The following is a 26,196-nucleotide window of genomic DNA, read 5'->3' on the forward strand; positions in this document are numbered from 1 at the left end:
CGTTGCGCGAATCGCACGAAGCACGGCCGTCGGGACGACGATGCCGGCGCATTGTACCGCGCGTACCGCGCACGCCGGCGCGAGGACGTTGCGCGCCGGACGCGGCCGCGCATGACCGCGCCGCCGCCGTGCGCGGTGTCGGAAATTTTAGCCCTACGAAAATTTTGGCTTGACCGCGATTTCAGCGTGCTCTAGATTCTGTCGCTCGCATCAAACAAAGTTAAGTGAGACAAAAATTTCCCCGAAAATCCGGCGATGGAACGGCACCGCCGCGCGGCTGTGCTCCGCGCCGCGCGTCCCCGCACGGGCGGTGTGTCGCGCCACGCATGCGCCGGCGCGTGTCGCCGCCGGCCGCCTACAACAATCAATAACGGGTATCCGATGATCGATCGACTGAAATACAGCTTCTCCGGCCTTCCTCCGTACGACGCGTGCGTCGCCGATACGCAGGCCGGCCTGTCGCGACTGCTCGATGCCGCCCGGCTCGACGCGGTCGTGGTCACGTCGCAGGACGAGTACATCACCGAATACCTGCCGCGCCGCAACAACCCGCGCTACGCGCTGTCGGGCTTCGACGGCTCGGCCGGCTGCGGGATCTTCCTGAGCGCGGCAACCGCGCAGGCGCTTGGCATGCCGCCGTTCGTGCTGTTCGTCGACGGCCGCTACCACCTTCAGGCCGAACAGCAATGCGACCCGGCGCGCGTGCGCATCGAGAAGCTCGGGATGAACGTGACGATCTGGCAGGCGCTGGCCGACTGGCTGCTCGCGCATGCGAGCCGGCTCGCGCGGGTGGGCTACGACGCGCTGCGAATCAGCGTCGCGCAGCGCGACCGGCTGGTCGAGCGCACGCAGGCGGCGTCGCTCGACTGGACGAGCTTCGTCGAGCGCGAGATCGACCGCGCGATCGCGCTGCCGGGCTGGGAGGTCGAGCGGCCGATCTTCGAGCTGCCGGATGCGATGACCGGCGCGAGCATCGCGCACAACGTCGATGCGCTGAACCGGCGACTCGCCGGGCACACCGGCGCGGCGCCGGGCAAGACCGCGTTCTTCACGTGCGCGTCCGACGATCTCGCGTATCTGCTGAACAGCCGCGGCTATCACATCCCGAATGCGTCGTCGCACCTGGGCTTTCTGTTCGCGCTCGGCGAGCAGGTCGCGCTGTTCCTGCCGGAGGGTTGCGACCGGTGCCCGGTCGAAGTGACGTCGTATCCGGCGCTGCAGGTGATCCGGCGCGACGTCGCCGAACTCGAGCGCTTCCTCGCGCGGTTCGCGGTCGACCACGTGTGCTACGGCTTCGAATCGGTCAACTGCGCGCTCGTCGAGTCGGTGCGTCGCGTGTGGCCGCACGCGCGCCACGCCGATTTCAACCCGGTGGAGGCGCTGCGGGCCGCCAAGACGCCGGCGGTCCTCGAGCGGTTCCGCGACGCATTCGCGCGCAGTTCGGCGGCGATCGCCGAAACGATGCGCTGGGCGAAAGCCGGCGAGCCGGGGCAGCGCCATACCGAGTACGACCTGGCCCGCACGATCAACGACGCATACGGCGCCCGCTCGGCGGTCGCGCTGACGTTCCCGTCGATCGCGGCGAACGGCGCGAACAGCGCGTTCGCGCACTACACGGCGGCGAGCGCCGACGTCGAGCTGACCGAAGGCGAACTCGTGCTGCTCGACAGCGGCGCGTACTACGACGCCGGTTTCGCGACGGACTGCACGCGCGTCGTGCTGCGCCGCACGCAGCCGGATACGGTCGCCAGGCCGTGGCAGCGCGAGATCTACACGGTCGCGCTGAAGGCGTGCATCAAGGGGCTCGTCACGCGCTTTCCGAAGACGGCGACGGGCGGCGACGTCGATGCGACGGTGCGCCAGGTGTGCCGCGATCACGGCTACGATTTCGGCCACGGCACCGGGCACGGTGTCGGCATCCACGTGCACGAAGGCGGTGTGCGGTTCGCGCCGGGCGCGAAGTACGGGCTGGTGCCGAACGCGGTGATTTCGGTCGAGCCGGGCATCTACGTGCCGGGCAAGGGCGGCGTGCGGATCGAGAACATCGTGATCGTGCGCGCGGACGACGACGCGTCCGACACCGTGGCGTTCGAGAACCTCGTCACGGTCGGCTACGACTGGGACCTGATCGATCTCGAGATGCTGGACGACGACGAGCGCGCGTACCTGCGCGACTACGAACGGCTTTGCGTGGAACGCGGCACGCAGGTCACCGCGTGTCCGCTGCTTTGAAACGGGGAAGGTGCGCGCGGCCTTGGCAGGGCCGCGCGATGCGCAGCCGGCGCGTCGCTGCGCCGGCGTGACGGGGGCGTCAGTGGAGTCGGTGCAGCCGGAGCGGTCGGGGTCTCAGCGCATCAGCGCCGACACGCGCCCGTCGGGGCCGTAGACACCGGCCGGCGCGGGCGCCGAGCGCAGCACCGCGAGCGCGCGCTCGTTGAAGTCCATCCGGATCCGGATCAGCATCCCGTTGGTCGCGTTGGCCTGGCGCGCGCGTTCGGCGGCCTGCAGCAGCAACTGCCAGCGACCGGCGAGGCGGGCATCGCGCTCGGCGGCCTGGTCCATCCCTTTCTTGCCGGCCGGAAAGCCGAGCGCGGACAGCTGCGTGTCGCGCGTGCGCTCGAGCTGCGCGAGCCGGTCGATCAGCTCGGTTTTCCTTTCGACGATGCCGGGCAGCATCTCGAGCGGCTCCGGTGTCGTCAGCGCCTTTTCCTCGTAGGCGAGCAGGGACGCGAACGCTTCGACCGTCGCGTGTTCGTCGTTGACCGTGGCCAGCAGCTCTTCTCTCATCGCGTCATGCTCGTCGCGCCGGCACGCGTGCGCATGCCGGCAAACCAGGGGACCGGTCAGGGCGTGACGGGCCCCGGGCCGGCTCAGTTGCCCTGCGAGCGCTGCTGTTGCAGCAGGTCGCGGGCGGTATTCAGTACGCCGTCGGCGATCTTGTTCACGTCGATCGTCAACGTGCCGTTGTTCAGTGCGTCCTTGATCGACTGGACGAGGGCCGTGTCGATGTCGGCGCTGCCGGAGGCCGACAGCGAACGCAGCTGGCCGGACAGACCCGACAGGTTCACGGTCGTGTCGCCGCCGGTCGATCCTGCGTCGGCCGCCTGCGCGGACGACGACGAAGCCGCGCCGGATTGCGCGCGGGTCGCGCCGTTGCCGGTCGACGCGAGTGGGCTCGGGTTCGGAGTGGAATCGATCTTCACGATGGGTTTCCTGTACGGTATGACCCAGATAACGGCCGGGTCGGCCCGAACTTTAGCATCGTGAGCCCGACATTCTCCGAATAAACAATTCTTTACACTCTTTCGCCGTGATCCGCCCCTAAAGCGGAATTTCCACGGTTCCGGCGTCCTTGACGATCGCCGTGACGATCTGGCCCGCCGCCATCCTGACCCGCACCGACTGGCCAGGCGCCGCATTCGCGAGCGCGCTGCCCTCGGCCGAGATCGTGAAGCCGGGCCCGGCCGCGACGACGCGGACCGTCTGGCCGGCCGACACCGACGCGGCGCTCTTCAGCATGTCCTGGCGCAGCGGCAGCCCGGCCGAGATCCGGGCCAGCGCGGTCGCGCCGACCGCCTGCGCGGGATCGGTGATCACCGCCAGCGGCAGCACCGTCAGGTCGCCGTCGCGCGCGACCAGGTCGGCCGCGGTGAGCGGCTCGCCGGGGGCGATCTGCCGCGCGGCGACGTAATAAGTGGCCTGCACGGCGACCTTCGCCTGCAGATAGACCGTCCACGGCCGCGCGCCGGCGCAGCGCACGCCGACCGTCGTGCGGCCCCACAGGCGCGCGCCGGTCGGCAGGAACGGCTCGAGCGTCGTGCACGCGGCGAGTCCGCGCGGAAATGCGGCGGCAACCGTCGCGGTGGTCTTGCCGGGCAGGCCCGCGACCTGCTGCTGCAGGAATGCGAGGGCCGTGCGCCGGATCGTGTCGGGATCCTGCTGGCCGGGCGGGGGCGCCGGCTGGGGTGCGGTGGTGGTCTGGGCCGGCGCGGCGGCAACGGCGGGCGCGGCCGAAGCGGCGCGGGCCGCCGCCATGCGCGCGGCGATGGCCGATCGCGACGGATTCGATGCGGCATCGGCCGTGCCCGCGACGACGGTCGCGACGGCACCCGGCTCGGCAGCGCGCCGCGCGCCATCGCCCGCGTTCGCGCGCGCGGCGGCGTAGACCGGGCGCGATGCCGGTGCCGGTGCCGGTGCCGGTGCCGGCACGGCGGCTGGCGGCGCAACGCTCGTCACGACCATCGAGCCGGCCGAGGCCGCGCCATTGATGCCGGCGCCGCCGCTTGCGTCCCGGGCGCCGCCTGTCGTCGCCGTTCCCGTACCCGAAGCCCAGGCCGAAGCCGAAGCCGAAGAAACCGTGCCCGCATTCGCGCCGAACTGCCCGCCGCTCGCCGCGTTCGCATGCGCGAGCGCGGTCTCGGCCGTCTCGCCGCGTCCCGGAATCACGATCATCCCGTCGTCCGCGTGCGCGAGCGGCACCGCGAGCCACAGCGCCGCGGCGAGCGCGCATGCACGCGCGATGCGCGTGCCGCGTCCGTCGTTTCCGCGAAATGCGCGTGTCATCGCCGTGTCCTCGAAGCCGTTGATCCGATTCGCATTCTAGGGACGCGGGCCGTCGCGCAAACGATGAATAGAGGGGGCCTTTGCCGCGTTATTCGTCCGATTGCCGGTTGCGGGCGGCGCCTACCATCGCTGTCATGGAAAAAAGCCCCTTGGGCCGCCATCCGGCGCAACGGGCGTGCAGCGCTTCATACGGAGAGACGCACACATGCTGGACAAACTCGATGCCGAATTCGCGTTCGGCCGACAGGCGCTCGACGTGCGCGCCTATCGGCAGGAACTGCTGTCGTCGAACATCGCGAACGCCGACACGCCCGGCTACCAGGCCCGCGACGTCGATTTCGCGTCGACCCTCGCGCGCTCGCTGAAGCAGACGGGCGGCGGCCTCGCGCCGAGCAACGCCGCACAGCTGCCGATGGCGCAGCCGGCCGGCGTGACGAGCGGGATGACGATGGTGTCGACGGCGCCGGGCCACATGGCCGGCACCGCGAAGCTGATTCCGACGGGCGGCCCGGCGGACGACTACGGTCGCGCGCAGTACCGGATGCCGCTGCAGCCGTCGCTCGACGGCAACACGGTCGATCTCGACGTCGAGCGCGTGCAGTTCGCGAACAACGCGCTGCACTACGAAACCGGGATGACCGTGATGACCCAGCAGATCAAGGCGATGATCGCCGCGATCTCGACGAACTCGTAAGCGCGCGCCGCTTCCGAACCCGAACAAGGAGCCTCCATGCCCTCGTTGATGAACATCTTCGGCGTCGCCGGTTCGGCGCTGTCCGCGCAATCGCAGCGCCTGAACGTCACCGCGTCGAACCTCGCGAACGCCGACAGCGCGACCGGCCCCGACGGCAAGCCGTACAAGGCCAAGCAGGTCGTGTTCGCGACCGACCCGATCGGCGGCGCGCGCACCGCGTCCGGCCAGGGCGTGGGCGGCGTGCGCGTGACGAAGGTGGTCGACGATCCGTCGCCGATGAAGTCGACCTACGACCCCGCGAACCCGGCCGCCGACGCGAACGGCTACGTGCAGATGCCGAACGTCGATCCGGTGCAGGAGATGGTGAACATGATCTCGGCGTCGCGCTCGTACCAGGCCAACGTCGAAACGCTGAACACCGCGAAGACGCTGATGCTCAAGACGCTGACGATCGGCACGTAAGCCGCGCGCCGATCGCACTTCCACACCGAGACAGACCCGACAGTTCCGACACAAGGCCACCCAGGATGACTTCCTCCAGCACGACGATCGGCAGCAACGGCACCAACGTGTCGACCCTGCCGACCGACACGATGAACACCAACAACGTGTCGAGCACCGGCACGTCGGCGAGCGACCTGCAGGCGACGTTCCTGAAGCTGCTCGTCACGCAGCTGCAGAACCAGGATCCGACGAGCCCGGTCGACAGCTCGCAGATGACGTCGCAGCTCGCGCAGATCAACACGGTGAGCGGCATCGCGCAGCTGAACACGTCGCTCACGTCGCTGTCGACGCAGCTCGCGGCCGGCCAGCAGACGCAGGCCGCGCTGCTGATCGGCACCAACGTGCTCGCGCCGGGCAACAGCGTCGGCGTGAAGAGCGGCGCGGCGTCGCCGTTCGGCGTGTCGCTCGCGAACGACGTGTCGAACCTGACGATCACCGTGAAGGACAAGTCGGGTGCGGTCGTCAACACGATCAACGCGGGCAAGCAGTCGGCCGGCACGGTGCCGTTCAACTGGACGCCGACGGATGCGGCCGGCAACACGCTGCCGGACGGCACCTACACCGTGAGCGCGCAGTACACGGGCAGCGACGGCAAGACGTATACGCCGACCGTGCTCGCGGCCGCGACGGTGCAGAGCGTGATCAAGCAGGCCGACGGCACGGCGGGGCTCGTGCTGTCGAACGGCACGACGGTGGGCTTGACCCAGGTCGCGTCGATCTTCCCGAACACCGCGTCGTCGTCGTCCGGCGGCACGACCACCACCAACTGATCCAGCTTTCTCGAAAACGGAGACCGAAATGGGTTATCAACAGGGTCTGAGCGGCCTCGCCGGCGCATCGAACGCGCTCGACGTGATCGGCAACAACATCGCGAACGCGAACACGGTCGGCTTCAAGTCGAGCACCGCGCAGTTCTCCGACATGTACGCGAACTCGGTCGCGACGTCGGTCAACACGCAGATCGGGATCGGCACGTCGCTCGCATCGGTGCAGCAGCAGTTCGGCCAGGGCACGATCAACACGACGAACTCGTCGCTCGACGTCGCGATCAACGGCAACGGCTTCTTCCAGATGTCGAACAACGGCGTGACGACGTACTCGCGCGACGGCACGTTCCAGCGCGACAAGAACGGCTTCATCGTCGACTCGCAAGGTCGCAACCTGATGGGTTACGCGGCGAGCTCGGGCGGCGTGATCAACACCGCGCAGACCGTGCCGCTGCAGGCGCCGACCACCAATATCGCGCCGACCGCGACGACCAGGATCACCGGCCAGTTCAACCTGAACTCGCAGGACACGGTGCCGACCAAGACGCCGTTCAGCGCGACCGACACGACGACGTACAACTACTCGACGTCGATCCAGGTGTACGACTCGCTCGGCGGCTCGCAGGCGGTCAACATGTACTTCGTGAAGTCGGCGGCCGGCACGTGGGAAGCCTACGCGGGCGTGCAGGGCGGCGCCACGACGGATCTCGGCACGGTCACGTTCAACTCGTCCGGCGCGATCCAGAGCACGACGACGGGCACGCCGGCCACGCCGACCGCATCGCTCGGCCAGTTCCAGTTCACCGTCCCGAACACCGACGGCTCGGCGACGCCGCAGCAGCTCACGCTCGACCTGACCGGCACCACGCAGTACGGCGGCAAGGACGGCGTGAACAACCTCGCGCAGGACGGCTATGCGAGCGGCACGCTGACGACCTTCTCGATCGGCGCCGACGGCAAGCTGACCGGCAACTACTCGAACGGCCAGACGGCGGTGCTCGGCCAGATCGTGCTCGCGAACTTCAACAACCCGAACGGCCTCGTCAATCTCGGCGGCAACCAGTACGCCGAATCGTCCGCGTCGGGCGTGCCGCAGATTTCGGCGCCGGGCAGCACGAACCATGGTTCGCTGCAGGGCAGCGCGCTCGAGAACTCGAACGTCGACCTGACGTCGCAGCTCGTCAACCTGATCACCGCGCAGCGCAACTACCAGGCGAACGCGCAGACGATCAAGACGCAGCAGACCGTCGACCAGACGCTGATCAACCTGTAATGCGCGGATAACCGGCAGCCATGGACCGACTGATCTACACGGCGATGACGGGCGCGTCGCAGTCGCTCGACCAGCAGGCGATCGTCGCGAACAACCTCGCGAACGCGTCGACGACGGGTTTTCGCGCGCAGCTCGCGACCTATCGCGCGGTGCCGATGAATTTCGGCGACGGCAGCAACATCGACCCGTCGACGACGCGCACCTACGTGCTCGCGTCGACGCCCGGCGCGGATTACGCGCCGGGCCCGATCACGCGCACCGGCAACCCGCTCGACGTCGCGGTGCAGGGCGCCGGCTGGCTGTCGGTGCAGACCGCCGACGGCGGCGAGGCATACACGCGCGCGGGCAACCTGCACGTCGACGAAAACGGCCAGCTCGTCAACGCGAGCAACCTGCCGGTGATCGGCAACGGCGGCCCGATCTCGGTGCCGCCGAACGCGGAAGTCACGATCGGCAAGGACGGCACGGTGTCCGCGCTGATGCCGGGCGATCCGCCGACGGCGGTCGCGATCGTCGACCAGATGAAGCTCGTGAACCCCGACCCGGCCACGCTCACGCGCGGCAACGACGGGCTGTTCCGCACCGCCGACGGCAATCCGGCCGACGCCGACCCGAACGTGGTCGTCACGCCGAATTCGCTCGAAGGCAGCAACGTGAACCCGGTGACCGCGATGGTCGCGATGATCGACAACGCACGGGCGTTCCAGCTGCAGTCGAAGCTGATCCAGACGGCCGACCAGAACGAGCAGTCGGCGAACCAGCTGCTCAACTTCAGCTGAGCGGCACGGCCGTAGCTACCAGGAGAAGATTCAACATGAACCGATCGCTCTACATCGCCGCCACCGGCATGAATGCGCAGCAGGCGCAGATGGACGTGATCTCGAACAACCTCGCGAACACCAGCACGAACGGCTTCAAGGCGTCGCGCGCGGTGTTCGAGGATCTGCTGTACCAGACGATCCGCCAGCCGGGCGCGAACTCGACGCAGCAGACCGAACTGCCGTCGGGCCTGCAGCTCGGCACCGGCGTGCAGCAGGTCGCGACCGAGCGCCTGTACACGCAGGGCGGCCTCACGCAGACCGGCAACTCGAAGGACGTCGCGATCAACGGCGCGGGCTTCTTCCAGGTGCTGATGCCGGACGGCACGAACGCGTATACGCGCGACGGCTCGTTCCAGACCAACGCGCAGGGCCAGCTCGTCACGTCGAGCGGCTACCAGATCCTGCCGGCGATCACCGTGCCGCAGAACGCGCAGTCGCTGACGATCGGCAAGGACGGCGTCGTGTCGGTCACGCAGCCGGGCTCGAGCAACGCGGTGCAGATCGGCTCGCTGCAGATCGCGACCTTCATCAACCCGGCCGGCCTCGAGGCGAAGGGCGAGAACCTGTTCGCCGAGACCACGTCGTCGGGTGCGCCGAACGTGTCGCAGCCGGGCCTGAACGGCGCGGGCGTGCTCAACCAGGGCTATGTCGAGGCGTCGAACGTGAACGTCGTGCAGGAGCTCGTCAACATGATTCAGACGCAGCGCGCGTACGAGATCAACAGCAAGGCCGTGACGACGTCCGACCAGATGCTGCAGACCGTCACGCAGATGAAGAGCTAACCGGAAAGTCCCGTCGTCGCCATGAAGCAGGTTCGCCTCCTCCCGTCAGCCTCCGTCCGCGCCGCGTGCGCGGTCGCGGTGGCCGCGCTCGCCGGTTGCGCGCAGATTCCGCGCGACCCGATCATCCAGCAGCCGATGACGGCGCAGCCGCCGATGCCGATGTCGATGCAGGCGCCCGGCTCCATCTACAACCCGGGCTACGCGGGCCGGCCGCTGTTCGAGGATCAGCGGCCGCGCAACATCGGCGACATCCTGACGATCGTGATCGCGGAGAACATCAACGCGACCAAGTCGTCGGGGGCGAACACCAACCGGCAGGGCAACACCGACTTCAGCGTGCCGACGGCCGGCTTCCTCGGCGGGCTGTTCGCGAAGGCGAACCTGTCGGCGGCCGGCAACAACAAGTTCGCGGCGACCGGCGGCGCCAGCGCGGCGAACACGTTCAACGGCACGATCACGGTGACCGTCACCAACGTGCTGCCGAACGGCAACCTCGTCGTCAGCGGCGAGAAGCAGATGCTGATCAACCAGGGCAACGAGTTCGTGCGCTTCTCCGGGGTCGTCAACCCGAACACGATCTCGGGCGCGAACTCGGTCTACTCGACGCAGGTGGCCGACGCGCGCATCGAATACTCGGCGAAGGGCTACATCAACGAAGCCGAGACGATGGGCTGGCTGCAGCGCTTCTTCCTCAACATCGCACCGTGGTGACGACGATGCAGCAGCCTCTTTTCCATCGCCTGTCGTCCCGTATGTCGTTCCGCGTGTCGCGCGTGCCTGCCGTCGTGCGGCTCGCTGCCGTGCTCGTGGCGGCGGCCTGCGCGCTCGGCGCGGCACCCGCGCACGCGGAGCGCCTGAAGGACCTCGCGCAGATCCAGGGCGTGCGCGACAACCCGCTGATCGGCTATGGCCTCGTCGTCGGCCTCGACGGCACGGGCGACCAGACGATGCAGACGCCGTTTACGACGCAGACGCTCGCGAACATGCTCGCGAACCTCGGCATCTCGATCAACAACGGTTCGGCCAACGGCGGCACGTCGTCGCTGAACAACATGCAGCTGAAGAACGTCGCGGCCGTGATGGTGACCGCCACGCTGCCCCCGTTCGCGCGGCCGGGCGAGGCGCTCGACGTCACCGTTTCGTCGCTCGGCAACGCGAAGAGCCTGCGCGGCGGCACGCTGCTGCTCACGCCGCTCAAGGGCGCGGACGGCCAGGTGTATGCGCTCGCGCAGGGCAACATGGCGGTCGGCGGCGCGGGCGCGAGCGCGAACGGCAGCCGCGTGCAGGTGAACCAGCTCGCGGCCGGCCGGATCGTCGGCGGCGCGATCGTCGAACGCTCGGTGCCGAATGCGATCGCGCAGATGAACGGCGTGCTGCAGCTGCAGCTGAACGACATGGACTACGGCACCGCGCAGCGGATCGTGTCCGCGGTCAATTCGAGCTTCGGCCCGGGCACTGCGACGGCGCTCGACGGCCGCACGATCCAGCTCGCCGCGCCGGCCGATTCCGCGCAGCAGGTCGCGTTCATGGCGCGCCTGCAGAACCTCGACGTGAGCCCGGACAAGGCCGCCGCGAAGGTGATCCTGAACGCGCGCACCGGCTCGATCGTGATGAACCAGATGGTCACGCTGCAAAGCTGCGCGGTCGCGCACGGCAACCTGTCGGTGGTCGTCAACACGCAGCCGGTGGTATCGCAGCCGGGGCCGTTCTCGAACGGGCAGACGGTGGTCGCGCAGCAGTCGCAGATCCAGCTGAAGCAGGACAACGGCGCATTGAAGATGGTGACGGCCGGCGCGAACCTCGCCGACGTCGTGAAGGCGCTGAACACGCTCGGCGCGACGCCGGCGGACCTGATGTCGATCCTGCAGGCGATGAAGGCGGCCGGCGCGCTGCGCGCCGATCTGGAGATCATCTAAATGGCAGCGAACCTCCCCAACGCAAACGACCTCACGCAGCGCTTCGCGCTCGACGTGCAGGGCTTCGACGCGCTGCGCGCGCAGGCGAAGCAGTCGCCGCAGGCCGGCGCGAAGGCGGTCGCGGGCCAGTTCGACGCGATGTTCACCGAGATGATGCTCAAAAGCATGCGCGACGCGACGCCCGACGGCGGGCTGCTCGATTCGCACACGTCGAAGATGTACACGTCGATGCTCGACCAGCAGCTCGCGCAGCAGATGTCGAAGCGCGGAATCGGCGTGGCCGACGCGCTGATGAAGCAGTTGCTGCGCAACGCGGGGCAGGGCGCGGGCACCGATCCGGCGGCCGATGCCGGCGCGGCCGGGCTCGGCCTCGGCGGCCTCGGTGCGGCCGGCTCGGGCACGTCGGGCAACGAAGGCAGCCTCGCCGCGATGAACGCGATGGCGCGGGCGTACGCGAACGCGTCGAACAACGGCGGGCTCGCCGGCGCGCGCGGCTACTCGGCCGGCAGCGCGCTGACGCCGCCGCTCAAGGGCGCGAGCGGCGTGCAGGACGCCGACGCGTTCGTCGACCGCCTCGCCGGCCCGGCCCAGGCGGCGAGCGCGACGACCGGCATCCCGGCGCGCTTCATCGTCGGCCAGGCCGCGCTCGAATCGGGCTGGGGCAAGCGCGAGATTCGCGCGAGCGACGGCTCGACCAGCTACAACGTGTTCGGCATCAAGGCGAACAAGGGCTGGACGGGCCGCACGGTGTCGGCGCTGACGACCGAATACGTGAACGGCACGCCGCGTCGCGTCGTCGCGAAGTTCCGCGCGTACGATTCGTACGAGCACGCGATGACCGACTATGCGAACCTGCTGAAGAACAACCCGCGCTACGCGGGCGTGCTGAGCGCGAGCCGCAGCGTCGAAGGCTTTGCGCACGGGATGCAGAAAGCCGGTTACGCAACCGACCCGAATTACGCGAAGAAGCTGATCTCGATCATGCAGCAGATCGGCTGACGGGCAGCGGCCGCAGCCGCTCCCCAGCAGCCTTTTTGCAATCTTACGGACCGCGCCCGGCACCCGCCGCGCGCGGTTTCAACGTTTGCGCGAAAAAAACCGGCAATTCGATCTAAACTTTCGGTGAGCACTGCCGCTAAGTGTGTGAGACCTGCAACCGGGCCATGTTCTGGCCCGGTTTTACTGCGCACCGGTCGCCCGGGCGCCCATGAAAAGAAAACCGGCTAGCCATGAATATCGAAACGTCGACCGATCCGAGCCTGGATGCGGGCCATTCCGGGCCTGACTACGCCCGCCGTAATCCGCTGGAGATCGGTGTGCAGCTGCGCAACCTCGTGAACCGCGGCGACTTCCTGACCGTCCAGTACCCGGGCGGCCAGCTCGTCACGCGCCTGCTCGAGGTCGACGTCGGCGCGCGCACGTTCACGTTCGACTGGGGCGCGCTCTCCGAGCAGAACGCCGGCATTCTCGGCGCATCGCATTGCACGTTCGCGGCGGCGCCCGAAGGCGTGCGCGTCGAATTCACGACGAGCACGCCGCGCGAGACGCGCTACGAGGGGCTGCCGGCGTTCGTCGCCGACTTCCCCGACGTGCTCATGTGCATCCAGCGCCGCGAGTATTTCCGTGTCGATGCGCCGATCGTCGATCCGTTCCTTTGCCGCGGCAAGCTGCCGGACGGCGAGGGCTTCGTGTTCGAGGTGCACAACCTGTCGCTCGGCGGCGTCGGGCTGCGCACGGCCGACGAGCGCGTCGAGGCGCTCGAGGTCGGCACGCTGCTGCCGGAGGTCGAGCTCGAACTGACCGGCCACGGCAAGCTGTCGCTCGACCTGCGGCTCGTGTCGCAGCGCTCGACCCAGATGCCGAACGGCTCGCGGCGCTACCAGCTCGGCTTTCGCTTCATGTCGCTGCCGGGCAGCGCGGAGAACACGCTGCAGCGCCTGATCACGCAGCTCGAGATGAAGCGCCGCTCGCTCGCGCGGGCCTGACGCATCGCTGTCGCGGCCCCGTCCGGGGCCGCTTTCGCACCGGCGCCGGCAGCGTTCGCCGGCGCGCTCGACGCACGGCGCGCACGCGTGCGTCGCCCGCGCATTTTTCCCTCAATTTTTCCGATCCGCGGCCGTTATACCGGGAGTCACGCAACCCGGCGGCCGCAGCGCGGCCGGCTCATCAGGATCGCGCATGTCCAACACACTCATGAACCTCGGTGTCAGCGGCCTCAATGCCGCGCTCTGGGGCCTCACGACGACCGGTCAGAACATCAGCAACGCCGCGACGCCCGGCTATTCGGTCGAACGCCCCGTCTATGCGGAGGCGAGCGGCCAGTACACGTCGAGCGGCTACATGCCGCAGGGCGTGAACACCGTCACGGTGCAGCGGCAGTACAGCCAGTACCTGAGCGACCAGCTGAACAGCGCGCAGTCGCAGGGCGGCGCATTGTCGACGTGGTATTCGCTCGTCGCGCAGCTGAACAACTACGTCGGCAATCCGACGGCCGGGATCTCGACGGCGATCACCGGCTATTTCACCGGCTTGCAGAACGTGGCGAACAGCGCCGCCGACCCGTCGGTGCGGCAGACGGCGATCAGCAACGCGCAGATTCTCGCGAACCAGCTCAACGCGGCCGGCCAGCAATACGATGCACTGCGCCAGAGCGTGAATACGCAGCTCACCAGCACGGTGTCGCAGATCAACACGTACACCGCGCAGATCGCGCAACTGAACCAGCAGATCTCGGCGGCGAGCAGCCAGGGGCAACCGCCGAACCAGCTGATGGACCAGCGCGACCTCGCGGTGTCGAACCTGTCGAGCCTTGCCGGCGTGCAGGTGGTGCGCAACGACAGCGGCTACAGCGTGTTTCTCGCGGGCGGCCAGCCGCTCGTGCTCGCCGACAAGAGCTATCAGCTCGCGGCCGTCACGTCGCCGTCCGACCCGAGCGAACTCACCATCGTGTCGCAGGGCATCGCCGGCGCGAATCCGCAGGGCCCGAACCAGGCGCTGCCCGATGCGTCGCTGTCGGGCGGCACGCTCGGCGGCCTGCTCGCGTTCCGCAGCCAGACGCTCGACCCCGCGCAGGCGCAGCTCGGCGCGGTCGCGGCCAGCTTTGCCGCGCAGGTCAACGCGCAGAACGCGCTCGGCATCGACCTGTCGGGCAAGCCGGGCGGCAACCTGTTCACGGTCGCGGCGCCGTCCGTTTATTCGAACCAGGGCAATACCGGCAACGCGTCGCTTTCCGTGTCGTTCGCGAACCCGTCGCAGCCGACGACGAGCGACTACACGCTGTCGTACGACGGCACCAACTACACGCTGACCGACCGCGCGAGCGGCACGGTGGTCGACCAGAAGGCCGGGCCGATGCCGCTTTCGCTCGGCGGGCTGAACTTCTCGTTCTCGTCCGGCGCGATGAATGCCGGCGACCAGTTCACCGTGCTGCCCACGCGCGGCGCATTGACGGGTTTCGGCCTCGCGACGACGAGCGGCTCGGCGATCGCGGCCGCGTCGCCGGCCATCACGTCGGCGTCGAGCACCAATATCGGCACCGGCAAGATCGCGCTGAGCGGGGTGAGCGCCGGCTACCAGGTGCCGACCACCAAGCTGACCTACGACGCGGCGACGAAATCGCTGTCGGGCTTCCCGGTCGGCACCACGGTGACGATCCCGGGCACGCCGCCGACTTCGGTGACGATCAGCAATCCGACCGATTCCGTGCCGTACGACCCGTCGACCGGTGCGGCGATGACGATGTCGGGCACGGCCGCCGGTGCGCTGAACGGCGTGACCGTCACGCTGTCGGGCACGCCGTCGGACGGCGATTCGTTCACGATCGGGCCTTATGCGGGCGGCACGAGCGACGGCAGCAACGCGCTCGCGCTGTCGCAGCTCGTCAACGCGAAGACGCTCGGCGGCGGCACGACGACGCTCACCGGCGCGTATGCGAACTACGTGAACAACATCGGCAACACCGCGAGCCAGCTCAAGTCGTCGAGCACCGCGCAGACGGCGCTGGTCGGCCAGATCACGTCCGCGCAGCAGTCGGTGTCGGGCGTGAACCAGAACGAGGAAGCCGCGAACCTGATGCAGTATCAGCAGCTCTACCAGGCGAACGCGAAAGTGATCCAGACGGCGTCTTCGCTGTTCCAGACCGTGCTGGGCCTGTTCAGCTGACCGGATTCGAGAGGATAGAAACGATGCGGATTTCCACGACCCAGTTCTACCAGCTGAACGTCGGCCAGATGAACGATCAGCAGGCCCAGCTCGCGCAGCTCTACCAGCAGATCTCGAGCGGCGTGAGCCTCACGACGCCGGCCGACAACCCGGTGGGCGCGGCGCAGGCCGTGCAGTTGTCGATGACCTCGGCCACGCTGTCGCAGTACGCGGCCAACCAGAGCACGGCGCTCGCGTCGCTGGGGGCGGAGGACCAGGCGTTGCAGAACGTCAGCACGGTGCTCGGCAACATCCAGTCGGTGATCGTGCGCGCCGGCGACGGTTCGCTCGCCGACAGCGACCGCGCGGCGCTCGCGACGCAGCTCGAGGGCTATCGCGACCAGTTGCTGTCGCTCGCGAACTCGACGGACGGCGCCGGCAACTACCTGTTCGCCGGCTACAAGAACGCGGCGGCGCCGTTCACGAAGAACGCGGCCGGCGGCATCAGCTACGTCGGCGATACGGGCACGCGCACCGTGCAGATCGACGATTCGCGCAGCGTGCCGCAGGGCGACTCGGGCCTCTCGGTATTCATGTCGGTGCAGTCGCTCGGCAGCTCGCCGGTCCAGGCGGCCGGCGCGAGCAACACGGGCACCGCCACTATCGGCAACGTCACGGTGACGGACCCGTCGGCCGCGACGAACGGCCATCAGTTCACGATCACCTTCGGCGGCACGGCGGCCGCGCCGACCTACACGGTGACCGACAACACGGCGTCGCCGCCGACGACCACGCCCGCGCAGGCCTACACGTCGGGCACCGCGATCGCGCTCGGCAGCGGGATGAAGGTGGCCGTGTCGGGCACGCCGGCCGTCAACGATACGTTTTCGGTCACGCCCGCACCGCAGGCGAGCGGGGTCGACGTGTTCTCGACGCTCGATTCGATGATCACGGCATTGAAGACGCCCGTCACCGGCAACGCGACGGCGATTGCCGCGCTGTCGAACGCGATGGGCACGGCCGCGACGAAGATCAACAACTCGATGCGCAACGTCACGACGGTGCTGGCATCGGTCGGCGGCCGCGAGCAGGAGGTCAAGGCGATGCAGGCCGTGAACCAGACCGCGGCGCTGCAGACGACCAGCAACCTGTCGGACCTGACCGGCACCAACATGGTGACGACCATCAGCCAGTACCTGCAGGTGCAGAACGCGCTGAGCGGCGCGCAGAAGGCCTACGCGCAACTGCAGAACATGTCGCTGTTCCAGTACATCAATCCGTGATGGCCATGGTGCCCGCCTCGATGTGAGCGCACGCTTACATCGAGGCGGGCGTGGGCCGACCGCGGCCGGCCTTCATCGGCGCGATCGTGCCGTCCGGCACCGCGCCCGGCGTGCACGACCGCCGCCCCGCCGCCTCCGGCGGTTCGCGCTTGCCAGCCCCATTTCCGCTCCGTAAACTCGCGCCAGATTCCAGACCGGCGCACCGTCCGCAGCCGGCGTTCGACAGGAGCCCTTTTCCCCATGTCCGATTCCTACTTCCCGCGCTGGCGGGTGCAGCCGACCGGCGCCGCCGCGCGCGTGGTCGGCCCCGACGAGCGCCTGCCGTGGCCGCAGATGGTCGCGATGGGCGTGCAGCACGTCGTCGCGATGTTCGGCTCGACCGTGCTCGCGCCGCTGCTGATGGGCTTCGATCCGAACCTGTGCATCTTCATGTCGGGCATCGGCACGCTGCTGTTCTTCGTGCTGGTCGGCGGCCGCGTGCCGAGCTACCTCGGCTCGAGCTTCGCGTTCATCGGCCTCGTGATCGCGGTCACGGGCTACGGCGGCAGCGGGCCGAACCCGAACATCCCCGTCGCGCTCGGCGGGATCATCGCGTGCGGTGTGGTGTACGTCGCGCTCGGCGCGCTCGTGCAGGCGATCGGCACGCGCTGGATCGAGACGCTGATGCCGCCCGTCGTCACCGGCGCGGTGGTCGCGGTGATCGGGCTGAACCTGGCGCCGATCGCGGTCAAGGGCGTGTCGGCGTCGACCTTCGACTCGGTGATGGCGCTCGTCACGGTGCTGTGCGTCGGCGGCGTCGCGGTGTTCGCGCGCGGGATGATGCAGCGCCTGCTGATCCTCGTCGGGCTGGTGATCGCCTACGTGATCTATGCGATCGCCACCAACGGGCTGGGCCTCGGCAAGCCGGTCGATTTCTCGATCGTCGCGCATGCCGCATGGTTCGGGGTGCCGAGCTTCCGGGCGCCGGTGTTCGATCCGCACGCGATGCTGATGCTCGCGCCGATCGCGGTGATCCTGGTCGCGGAGAACCTCGGCCACATCAAGGCGGTGAGCGCGATGACGGGCACCAACCTCGACCGCTACGTCGGTCGCGCGTTCATCGGCGACGGGCTGGCGACGATCGTGTCGGGCAGCGTCGGCGGCACGGGCGTGACGACCTACGCGGAGAACATCGGCGTGATGGCCGTCACGCGGATCTATTCGACGCTCGTGTTCGCGGTCGCCGCGCTGATCGCGATCGGGCTGGGCTTCTCGCCGAAGTTCGGCGCGGTGATCCAGACGATTCCGGGCCCGGTGCTCGGCGGCGTGTCGATCGTCGTGTTCGGGCTGATCGCGGTGACGGGCGCCCGGATCTGGGTCGTCAACAAGGTCGACTTCTCCGACAACCGCAACCTGATCGTCGCGGCCGTCACGCTGGTGCTCGGCGCCGGCGACTTCTCGCTGAAGTTCGGCGGCTTCGGGCTCGGCGGGATCGGCACCGCGACGTTCGGCGCGATCATCCTGTACGCGATCCTGCGCAAGGAAAAGGAACCGGGGCCGGTGGTGTGAGCCGCGGCGGGATCGGGGCCGCGGGCGCCGGCGTGCCGCGCGTCACGGGTTCGGCTGCACCGAGAACGTGAGCGGCCATGCAAAGGTCCCGTCCTTCGCCTTCGGCGCGAACACGAACCGGTAGGTCAGCGCGAACGTCGTGTTCAGCGCCGTATAGGGCACGGATATCGTTCCGCCCGTGCCCGGGAGCACGACCTTGCCGCCGAAGCCGCTGATCTCGATCGAACTGAACTGCGACTGACTGGCGGCCGCGACCTGCACGCGTACCGTGTACCCGGCGCGGTCGTTGGTCTGGATCGCGAGCGTCGTCCCGGACGGGTTGCTGGTGTTCGGCACGGCGAGGTAGCCGATGCTGGTGTCCTTGTTCGCGATCACGAGCTTCGCCGGATTGGTCGCGTTGAGCCGCGCATACGCCTGGACCGTCGCGCCGACCTGCACCGACCGGCTGGCCTGCTTCGCGTCGCTATGGCCGGGCACGGCGCCGAGCAGCGCGATCGATAGCGCGGCCATTGCCGCAACCCGCGCGCGTGTGCGACCGCCGGCCCGCTGAGGCGCGAGAGGCCGCGTGCAGGTCCATGCGCGTCGGGCGCACTGCGATGCGGCGGCGCCCGCTGTCTCGGTTCGATTCATGTCTGCCCCCGTTGTCCGAGTCCGTGATGGCGATCGATGACGGCATGCGCAACGCATGCGCCGCCAGCACGCCTAGTAAGTGAACAGGATCGTGATGTTGTGGTCCGCATAACTGCCCGGCACGACGTTCTGGCCGCCGCGGATCAGCCCGTACACGGTAGCGTTGAAGGCGCCGGCGCCCGTGATCTTGCCCCACGAAATCGCCGACGTGCCGCTCGTGCCGTCGCCCCAGATCGACGTGTGCGCGCTGTCGAGATACAGGTTGTAGCCGAGCGTCTGCGTGGCGCCGGTCCGCGTCATCAGGCGGTTCGCGAAGGTACCGCCGCCCGCGCTCGCGGTGATCGTCGGCGTCGCGTTGCCGCTGCCGGTGCAGTTGACGGAGATCGTGACGGCGGAAGTGGCGGCGTTGATCGTGTCGTACGTGCCGAATGCCATCGACGACGGCGCATTCATCGTGCAGGTCGTCGCCGCGCGCGCGGGCAATGCGAGCAGCACGACGGCACCGGCCGCGAGCGCCGCGGCCGCGGCCGCCGCGTGAGAGCGTGCGAGCCGGACCAGCCGCCCGGCATGCTTGCGATGTCTCATGGTGTGACTCCCTTGCAAAGATGGGTGCCCAGGTCCGGCAGCGGGTCGTCGCCGGCGGGAAAGCGCACGGTCACGTCGCACTGCCGGTCGCGCCATGCCGCATGCAGGTGGTTCTGCTCCGACAGTCCGGTCACGTAGACGACGCCGTCGCGGCCGACGGGAAATGCGTCCTTTTGCCCGTCGATCGTGACGGTCGCGCCGGCGGGCAGGTGCGTGCCGTTCTCGAGATCGAGCGTCAGCACCGCGCCGCGCGAGCGCGTGATCGGGAACACCAGCGCCATGCCGCTGCGGAAGTAGGGCACCGCGTCGAGCTTCAGCGTGCCGATCGTCGCGTCGAACGGCAGGTCGGCCTGCTCGATCGAGATCGGGTTGCTTTCATACGCGCGCAGCCGCGGCAGCAGCGCGACGCCGCCCGCGTCGGTGCGCGCGACGAGCTGGTTGTCCGCGAGGATGCCGACGTTGGCGAAACCCGGCACCTTGACCAGCGCGAAGCTGTCCGTGATCTGCCGCGACAGGCGCGCGGTGCCGTCGACGAACGCGATGCCGCCCGCCGCGTTGGCGCGCACGCCGGCGCGGCCGCGATACGAAGCGGCCTCGACGCTGTAGGTGCCGGTGCGTGTCTGCAGCGTCGCGCTGGCATCCTGCGTGTCGTTGCCGGCCTGCAGCGAATAGCCGAATCCTTCGCCGACCGGCAGGCTGCGCTGCAGTTGCGCGAGCATTTCGGTACCGCTTTGCTGGCGTGTCAGCGTGACGGATGCGCTCGTCCGGTTGTCGACCGGGATCGTCCATGCGACGCCGACGATCGTCGCGCCCGAGCCGCTCAACGGCTTGCTGACGCTGATGTTGGCGAAGCCGAAGCGCCCCAGCTGCGCACTGTAGCTGAGCGACAGCAACTGGGTCTTGTAGCCGTCGCGATTGTCGAGGAATACGTGCGCGAGCCCGAGCGAGCCGAAGCGGCCCATCCCGACGCCGACGTTGACGCTCGTCAGCAGCTTGGGCGCGAGCGTGCCCGGCTCGAGCCCGATCTGCGCGAAATGCGGGCTCGCCCATTGCGCGTGTGCGCCGATTTCGACGAGGCCGGCCTGGCTCTCGGCGCCGATCGTCGCCAGCGCACCCGGGCCGCCGGCGCTGCGGCTCGCCGCCGCGGACGCGTTGACGACGCCGAGCGGCCCGGCCAGCACCACGCCGCCGACGCCGAGGTTCTGCCGCGACCCTTCGGCTTCCGCGTGGATCTCGCCGGTGAACCGGTCGGTGAGACCGATCCGGTGCGTCGCACTGGCGAACCAGCGCCCGTAGTCGTTGCTCGCCAGGCCGAAATCGCGCCGCTCCTTGCCGATCTCGTACGAGTAATCCTGCATGCCCTGCTTGAGCAGGTTCGCGCTCGCATAGAACGACTGGGTGATCACCTGCTCGCGGCCCATGACGTCGCGCACGACGACCCGCACGTCGCCCTGGCCGGTCACCACCGGCACGTTGTTGATCGCGAACGGACCGGGCGCGACCTCGCGCGTCGACGTCAGCGCGTTGTTGACGTAGACGTCGACCGTCGAAGGCAGCACGGCCTGGCCGCTCACGCCCTGCAGCGGAATCGTGACGAGTCCTGGCTGCGTCGCGAAGTTGGTCGCGTACTGGATGCCGCCGAAGCGGATCGCGCGGCCCCACGTGCCGGGACGGCTGATCGCGTCCCCGATGCGCAGGCTGGCGAGGTGGCCGGGACGATCGGTCGTCCACGTGGTTTCGAGGCGCGTCAGGCGCCGGGCCGGGCCCGATTCGTCCGCGAGGAACGTGCCGACGCCGACGCCGAATCGGTTGAAGAACCCGAGCTCGAACAGCCCGGCGCCGTGCGTCTGCCCGGCGGCCTGCTCGGCGAGCAGATCGTAGTTGAAGAAGCCGCCGATGCCCGGCTCGACCGCGGGCGCGCGGTGCCGGTCGGCCTCGTCGAAGGTCGCGCCGACGAACGCCTGCGCGGGGACGTTGATCGCCATCGTCAGGCTCTGCTCGTCGACGGAATACGTGAGCCCCGCGATCGCCTTCAGCGGATAGAACGGCGCGTCGCTGCCGGCCAGCGGCGCGACGTCCGGCTGCCTGAGTCGCCAGCGCTTCAGGTCGTCGGCCGACACGTAGAACTCGCCGTCGGCCGCCTTGATCAGCAACGCGGTTTCGTCGAGCCCCTGGCGGTTGATGTCGACCTGGTACAGCAGCTCGGCCGGGCCGCCCGCCATGCCATGCGACGCTTGCGCGGCCGGTGCCGCGACAAGTCGCTCTTCCGCGAGGGTGGTCTGCGCGCTCATGAGAATCGCGATCAGCAGCGCCGCGTCAACGCGCGTTCGGCGCGACCGTCGAATCGATATCGCCCGCATCGGAGTAGCCGACCAGGTGCATTCCGGAAGCCGCGGCCGGCGCCGCTCCGGCGCCGGGCTTGAACATCAGTTCGCGGGACTGGCCCGGCAACACGTACGCGAATTCCGCATGCGTGGCGACGGGGCGATCGCTGCCCGGCGCGAGCAGCGCAAGGTTCGCCACCTGCGCGTGCGCGGTGCCGTCGTTCGTCACGCGCAGCGCGAGCAGCCCGGTGTTCCCGGCTCGCGGCTCCGCGCTCCAGCGCAGCCGCGGGGCGGTGTCGGCGGCCGGCTTGACGAAGATCGGCAGGCTCATTTCCAGCGCGATCTGCACGCCGGCGAAGCCCGGCTTCGGCGCGGGCGGAATCTCCTGCAGATAGAGCCGATAGCTGGTTTCCCGATCCCCGCCCGGCGCGTGCCGCAGGCCGATGCGCACGACCTGCGAACTGCCGGGCGCGATCGTGAAAATGGGCGGCGCGGCGATCAGGTCGCCGGTTGACGCATAGACGTCGTCGCCCGCGTTCTGCGACCACGCCGCCGTGCGCAGCTGCACGACGACGGGCTGGTCGGGCGACTCGTTCTTCACCGTGAGCGCGACGCTGCGTTGCGCGGCGGAGAGTTCGACGCGAACGGGAGACACGGTGAAGTCGGTGGCCTGGCTGTCGGCGCATGCGGCGGCGAGCGTCACGGCCGCGATCCAGGTCGCGAGTTTGCACACGTTCGGTTTCATCACGGATCCACCTCCAGGAGATTCCCTTCGACGCGCTTGGCGTGTCCCGCTCGGGAGGGGCGCGCGCATCCGCGATGCGGCGCACCCTCCGCGCGGCGCTAGAACGTGACGGTGACCGTCACCGTATCGGCGTAGCTGCCGGGCACCGCGTTGGGCTGGTCGGGCACCTTGCCGTAGACGGTCTTGGTGATCGCCTGGGCCATCGCCATGCCCTGGCCGGTGCCGTTGACGGTGTCGGTCGGCGGCGTGTTGCCCCACACGACCGTGCGGCCCGAATCCTGGTACAGCGAGTAGTTGAGCTGATTCGAGCCGCTCGTCATGATGCGGTTGCTCACCGTGGCGCCGGACGTCATGCCCGCATTCAGGCCGATGTTGAAGTTCGTGCCGTTCGTGCAGCGGACCGTGATCGCCGATTGCGCGGATTGATCGCCGGTGCCGGGCGTGTAGGCGGGGAAGGTCAACGCGCCGGCCGAGTCGATCAGGCAGGTTGCGTTGACGGTGGCGGACACGCCGAACGTCGTACTGGCTTGTCCGGCCGAGACGGCGACGGCCACGCAAGCGAGCGATGCGGCAAGTGCCGCCTTGGTCAGTAAGGAATGCTTCATGATGTATTTCTCCCTTGAGAGCTGAAAAGTGCGGCCGGTGCGACGAGCGGGTCGTTCGGGACGGAATCTCGATCGTCCGGATGCGCGATAGGTCTTCTCGGTGCGTCGGAATCGGATCGCTGGCTGGGCGGGCACCTCCTTTGTGTCGTGATGCGGAGTCGGAGCGGCGCGGCGCCCGGGCACGCTGCGGTGCTGCGGCATACGACGTCAGTCGCGGCTGTCACCGCCCGCATGCGCGTCGGCATGCGAGCGAGCACGGGCCGACATGCCCGCGCGAAAGGCACGACTCGTCGTGGCGCGCATGCGCCCGGCAGTGGGTTCCCGGGGTTCGCCTATTGGATCGAGGCGCGGTGACGTCGGTTGACGGTGTGGGCCGTGTTCGCGCACCGGACGGGGGCGGCGCGAAGTCGCGCCACGCGCATCGGCGGATGCGTGACAGGAGCAGTAATGAACGACAGTAGCCGTGTGACGGCCGATATCAGTTTGGACATGATTTCCCCGACCCGCTTGATGATTGTTTGTCGCCTGCGTTGGGCCGTTCGCCCGTGCAGTGTCGTTGTGTGCACGGCTGCATCAGCAAGCAGCGGGCCAGCACGCGGACTTCCGCGCAAACAGGGGCTGGGCGGACGCGGCGTGCCGCCGGGGCGACGTGGCGGATGCGTAAGTGTTTCAGCCGTGAAACGCGAGGCGGCAAGCCGGTCGGATGCACGCCAGAACCGGCGTGCGGTGGCTGGAATGACGGGATAAACGCCGGGGCCGCGCGACGGCGATTCCGCAGGGGAATCGTGCGCGTTGCATGCGGATCGGTTTCATTCGTGCAACGCGCGCGCAAACGCAGCGCGGCGCATCGTGGCCGTTACAGGCGGGTGCCAGGTGCGCGACGCGTCATGCGTTCACATTCGACTGCGCCGCGAGCCAAGCGCAGAACTGCGCGACGAGCGGATCCTCTGCCGCCGCGCCCGGCGCGATCCACCAGTAGCTGCGCGTCGCGATGCGCGGCCCGGGCAGCGGCATCACGAGGCGGCCGCTTGCGAGTTCGTCGTCGATCAGCGGGAGCGGGCCGAGCGCGACGCCCAGCCCGTCGACGGCTGCTTGCAGCGCCAGGTAGAAGTGGTCGAACGACTGCCGCTTGCGCCCCTTCATCGTCACGCCGGCCGCCGCAAACCAGTCGCGCCAGCCTTCCGGCCGCGTATCCGAATGCAGCAGCACATGCCGCGCGAGATCGTCCGCGCTGGCAATCGGCGCGCGCTCGAGCAGCGCGGGGCTGCAGACCGGAATCACGCTTTCGTCGAGGAAGTGGCCGCTCGTGTAGCCCGGCCAGTGGCCGGGGCCGCGACGGATCGCGACGTCGAAACCGTCGAGCGTGTCGAGCGGCGCATTCGACGTGGACAGCTTCAGCTCGACGTTCGGCATGCCGCGCTGGAACCGCGACAGGCGCGGCAACAGCCATTTCATCGCGAAGGTCGGCAGCGCATTGATGCGCAGCACGCGCGCGGCCCCCGTGTTGCGCAGCTGCTCGGTGGCGAGCGCGATGCTGTCGAACGCGCCACGCACGGTATCCAGATAGCGGCGGCCTTCGTCGGTGAGCTTCACGCGCTTGCCGTAGCGATGGAACACCGGCTTGCCCAGCCACGCCTCGAACCCGGCGATCTGCCGGCTGATGGCACCGTGAGTCACATGCAGCTCGTCGCCGGCTGCGCTGAAGCTTTCGTGTCGTGCCGCTGCTTCAAAGGCCCGAAGCGCGGAAAAGGGCGGGAGATCGCGTGCCATGCTTGTGATTCTAGATCACAAAGGCGTGCCAATAAAATCGTTTTGCCGGGACGCGCAACGGCGGTAACCTCGGGGCATCGTTTGATGAGGACCCCCATGCAATCCGTTTCTCCGCCGCCCGCCGCGTCCGCGCGCCGGATCGGCCTCGCCGAGTTGTTCACCGGTTTTCTGTCGCTCGGCCTGATGTCGTTCGGCGGGGCGCTGCCGTTCGCGCGGCGCACGATCGTCGACGAGCGCAAATGGCTCACCGCCGACGAATTCACCGATCTGCTCGGGCTGTGCCAGTTCCTGCCGGGCGGCAACGTGATCAACCTGTCGGTTGCCGTCGGCATGCGCTTTCGCGGCGTCGCGGGCGCGTTCGCCGGCATTCTCGGGCTGATCGCGGGCCCGACGCTCGTGGTCGTCGCGCTCGGCGTGCTGTACGCGAAGACACAGGGCGACCCGCGCGTGCAGCACCTGTTCGGCGGGCTCGCCGCCGCGGCCGCGGGCCTGCTGGTCGCAATGGCCGTGAAGGTCGTGAAACCGCTGCGGCACGCGCCGCGCGCCGCGGCCGGCATCGCGGTGCTCGCGTTTGCTGCGATCGCTGTGCTGCGCATCCCGCTCCTGACGGCAATGCTGGTGCTGACGCCGGTGAGCATCTGGCTCGCGTCGCGGCGTCGCGATACGCCGGCATCGCAGCGCGCGGCCGCGCGCGACGGGGGCCGGCCATGAACGAAACGCTGATCGCGATCGCGACGATCTTCAGCCAGCTTTCGCTGCTCGCGTTCGGCGGCGGCAATACGATCCTGCCGGAGATGCAGCGGCAGGTCGTCGACGTGCATCACTGGATGAGCGCGCACGAGTTCACCGCGCTGTTCGCGCTCGCGCAGGCCGCGCCGGGCCCGAACATGATGATCGTGTCGCTGGTCGGTTGGCATGTGGCCGGCTGGGCCGGGCTGCTGGTCGCGTCGATCGCGAAGTTCGGGCCGTCGTCGCTCGTCACGGTGCTGGCGCTGCACGCGTGGGAGCGCTTTCGCGACCGGCCGTGGCGGCGCTACGTGCAGCAGGGGCTGATGCCCGTCACGGCCGGGCTCGTCGCGGCCAGCGCGCTGCTCATCTCCGAAGCGTCGAACCGCACCGCGATCCAGTGGGGCATCTCCGCCGCATGTGCGGTGCTCGCGTGGCGCACGCGCATTCATCCGCTTTGGCTGCTCGCGGCCGGCGCGCTGATCGGCCTCACGGGCATCGGCCAGTAAGCGGCGGCCGT

General features: G+C 68.9%; 25 protein-coding genes. 16 read left to right on the plus strand and 9 right to left on the minus strand.

All coding sequences use genetic code 11. The features are described from left to right. The first annotated feature begins 381 nt into the window (after positions 1-381). The gene (locus tag HW466_RS17955; RefSeq protein WP_151006332.1) at positions 382-2,232 is read left to right on the plus strand and encodes a M24 family metallopeptidase; all 1,851 of its coding nucleotides are present in this window, start codon (positions 382-384) and stop codon (positions 2,230-2,232) included. Positions 2,233-2,346: 114 nt separating this feature from the next. On the opposite strand, the gene HW466_RS17960 is transcribed toward HW466_RS17955, so the two are convergent. The 3 genes from HW466_RS17960 to flgA form a co-directional block, all read right to left on the minus strand. Further along, a complete protein-coding gene (locus HW466_RS17960; protein WP_151006331.1) occupies positions 2,347-2,787 on the minus strand; it encodes a flagella synthesis protein FlgN in 441 nt (146 codons plus the stop codon). 83 nt (positions 2,788-2,870) lie between these two features. After that, the gene (gene flgM, locus HW466_RS17965) at positions 2,871-3,203 is read right to left on the minus strand and encodes a flagellar biosynthesis anti-sigma factor FlgM (RefSeq protein ID WP_059448495.1); all 333 of its coding nucleotides are present in this window, start codon (positions 3,201-3,203) and stop codon (positions 2,871-2,873) included. A 118-nt stretch (positions 3,204-3,321) separates the two neighbouring features. Next, the gene (gene flgA, locus HW466_RS17970) at positions 3,322-4,563 is read right to left on the minus strand and encodes a flagellar basal body P-ring formation chaperone FlgA (RefSeq protein WP_176316091.1); all 1,242 of its coding nucleotides are present in this window, start codon (positions 4,561-4,563) and stop codon (positions 3,322-3,324) included. Between the two features lie 205 nt (positions 4,564-4,768). Here flgA and flgB point away from each other — a divergent pair, with 205 nt between their 5' ends. From flgB to HW466_RS18035, 13 genes are all read left to right on the plus strand, one after another. Then, positions 4,769-5,257 (plus strand): flagellar basal body rod protein FlgB, encoded by a 489-nt coding sequence (gene flgB / locus HW466_RS17975; RefSeq protein ID WP_059448497.1) that lies wholly within the window; start codon positions 4,769-4,771, stop codon positions 5,255-5,257. Positions 5,258-5,293: 36 nt separating this feature from the next. Next, the gene (gene flgC, locus HW466_RS17980; RefSeq protein WP_059448498.1) at positions 5,294-5,719 is read left to right on the plus strand and encodes a flagellar basal body rod protein FlgC; all 426 of its coding nucleotides are present in this window, start codon (positions 5,294-5,296) and stop codon (positions 5,717-5,719) included. Between the two features lie 65 nt (positions 5,720-5,784). Next, positions 5,785-6,531 (plus strand): flagellar hook assembly protein FlgD, encoded by a 747-nt coding sequence (gene flgD, locus HW466_RS17985; RefSeq protein WP_059448499.1) that lies wholly within the window; start codon positions 5,785-5,787, stop codon positions 6,529-6,531. Between the two features lie 28 nt (positions 6,532-6,559). Further along, positions 6,560-7,801, plus strand: a complete 1,242-nt coding sequence (gene flgE, locus HW466_RS17990) for a flagellar hook protein FlgE (RefSeq protein ID WP_059771818.1) — start codon at positions 6,560-6,562, stop codon at positions 7,799-7,801. Positions 7,802-7,821: 20 nt separating this feature from the next. Further along, the gene (gene flgF / locus HW466_RS17995; RefSeq protein ID WP_059448501.1) at positions 7,822-8,580 is read left to right on the plus strand and encodes a flagellar basal-body rod protein FlgF; all 759 of its coding nucleotides are present in this window, start codon (positions 7,822-7,824) and stop codon (positions 8,578-8,580) included. A 35-nt stretch (positions 8,581-8,615) separates the two neighbouring features. Continuing rightward, a complete protein-coding gene (gene flgG, locus HW466_RS18000) occupies positions 8,616-9,404 on the plus strand; it encodes a flagellar basal-body rod protein FlgG (protein ID WP_014895799.1) in 789 nt (262 codons plus the stop codon). A 21-nt stretch (positions 9,405-9,425) separates the two neighbouring features. Further along, positions 9,426-10,115 carry a flagellar basal body L-ring protein FlgH gene (flgH, locus tag HW466_RS18005; RefSeq protein ID WP_060347105.1) on the plus strand — a complete coding sequence of 230 codons (690 nt, stop codon included), beginning with the start codon at positions 9,426-9,428 and terminating at the stop codon, positions 10,113-10,115. 5 nt (positions 10,116-10,120) lie between these two features. Further along, a complete protein-coding gene (locus HW466_RS18010; protein WP_060347115.1) occupies positions 10,121-11,320 on the plus strand; it encodes a flagellar basal body P-ring protein FlgI in 1,200 nt (399 codons plus the stop codon). After that, a complete protein-coding gene (gene flgJ, locus HW466_RS18015; protein WP_059504549.1) occupies positions 11,321-12,319 on the plus strand; it encodes a flagellar assembly peptidoglycan hydrolase FlgJ in 999 nt (332 codons plus the stop codon). It begins immediately after the preceding gene. 230 nt (positions 12,320-12,549) lie between these two features. Beyond that, positions 12,550-13,305 carry a flagellar brake protein gene (locus HW466_RS18020; protein ID WP_059504551.1) on the plus strand — a complete coding sequence of 252 codons (756 nt, stop codon included), beginning with the start codon at positions 12,550-12,552 and terminating at the stop codon, positions 13,303-13,305. 193 nt (positions 13,306-13,498) lie between these two features. After that, positions 13,499-15,481, plus strand: coding sequence for a flagellar hook-associated protein FlgK (flgK, locus tag HW466_RS18025; RefSeq protein WP_059504552.1), 1,983 nt, complete (start codon positions 13,499-13,501; stop codon positions 15,479-15,481). Positions 15,482-15,504: 23 nt separating this feature from the next. Next, positions 15,505-16,743 carry a flagellar hook-associated protein FlgL gene (gene flgL / locus HW466_RS18030; RefSeq protein WP_059504555.1) on the plus strand — a complete coding sequence of 413 codons (1,239 nt, stop codon included), beginning with the start codon at positions 15,505-15,507 and terminating at the stop codon, positions 16,741-16,743. A gap of 240 nt (positions 16,744-16,983) precedes the next feature. Further along, positions 16,984-18,291, plus strand: coding sequence for a solute carrier family 23 protein (locus tag HW466_RS18035; RefSeq protein WP_059448507.1), 1,308 nt, complete (start codon positions 16,984-16,986; stop codon positions 18,289-18,291). 42 nt (positions 18,292-18,333) lie between these two features. Here HW466_RS18035 and HW466_RS18040 read toward each other — a convergent pair whose 3' ends face one another. The 6 genes from HW466_RS18040 to HW466_RS18065 all read right to left on the minus strand — a co-directional run bounded on the left by HW466_RS18040 (position 18,334) and on the right by HW466_RS18065 (position 24,950). Then, on the minus strand, positions 18,334-18,801 hold the full coding sequence (locus tag HW466_RS18040) for a hypothetical protein (protein WP_151006127.1): 468 nt from the start codon (positions 18,799-18,801) through the stop codon (positions 18,334-18,336). A 192-nt stretch (positions 18,802-18,993) separates the two neighbouring features. Then, positions 18,994-19,506, minus strand: a complete 513-nt coding sequence (locus tag HW466_RS18045) for a Csu type fimbrial protein (RefSeq protein ID WP_081053670.1) — start codon at positions 19,504-19,506, stop codon at positions 18,994-18,996. After that, entirely contained in the window at positions 19,503-21,797 is a 2,295-nt protein-coding gene (locus HW466_RS18050; protein WP_230944340.1) for a fimbria/pilus outer membrane usher protein, read from the minus strand. Before HW466_RS18050 ends, HW466_RS18045 begins: the two co-directional genes overlap by 4 nt. Before the next feature lie 25 nt (positions 21,798-21,822). Beyond that, complete coding sequence (locus HW466_RS18055) at positions 21,823-22,575, minus strand: fimbrial biogenesis chaperone (RefSeq protein ID WP_059504561.1); 753 nt, start codon at positions 22,573-22,575, stop codon at positions 21,823-21,825. 98 nt (positions 22,576-22,673) lie between these two features. Then, a complete protein-coding gene (locus tag HW466_RS18060; RefSeq protein WP_059504563.1) occupies positions 22,674-23,180 on the minus strand; it encodes a Csu type fimbrial protein in 507 nt (168 codons plus the stop codon). Between the two features lie 885 nt (positions 23,181-24,065). Beyond that, on the minus strand, positions 24,066-24,950 hold the full coding sequence (locus HW466_RS18065; RefSeq protein WP_151005666.1) for a transcriptional regulator GcvA: 885 nt from the start codon (positions 24,948-24,950) through the stop codon (positions 24,066-24,068). Between the two features lie 96 nt (positions 24,951-25,046). On the opposite strand from HW466_RS18065, the gene HW466_RS18070 reads away from it, so the two are divergent. Both HW466_RS18070 and HW466_RS18075 read left to right on the plus strand, forming a co-directional pair. Beyond that, positions 25,047-25,661 (plus strand): chromate transporter, encoded by a 615-nt coding sequence (locus HW466_RS18070; RefSeq protein WP_059448509.1) that lies wholly within the window; start codon positions 25,047-25,049, stop codon positions 25,659-25,661. After that, a complete protein-coding gene (locus HW466_RS18075) occupies positions 25,658-26,185 on the plus strand; it encodes a chromate transporter (RefSeq protein ID WP_059504569.1) in 528 nt (175 codons plus the stop codon). The genes HW466_RS18070 and HW466_RS18075 overlap by 4 nt, the downstream gene beginning before the upstream one ends. Positions 26,186-26,196 lie beyond the last annotated feature (11 nt).

The organism is Burkholderia territorii, from assembly GCF_902833055.1.
Classification (GTDB): domain Bacteria; phylum Pseudomonadota; class Gammaproteobacteria; order Burkholderiales; family Burkholderiaceae; genus Burkholderia; species Burkholderia territorii.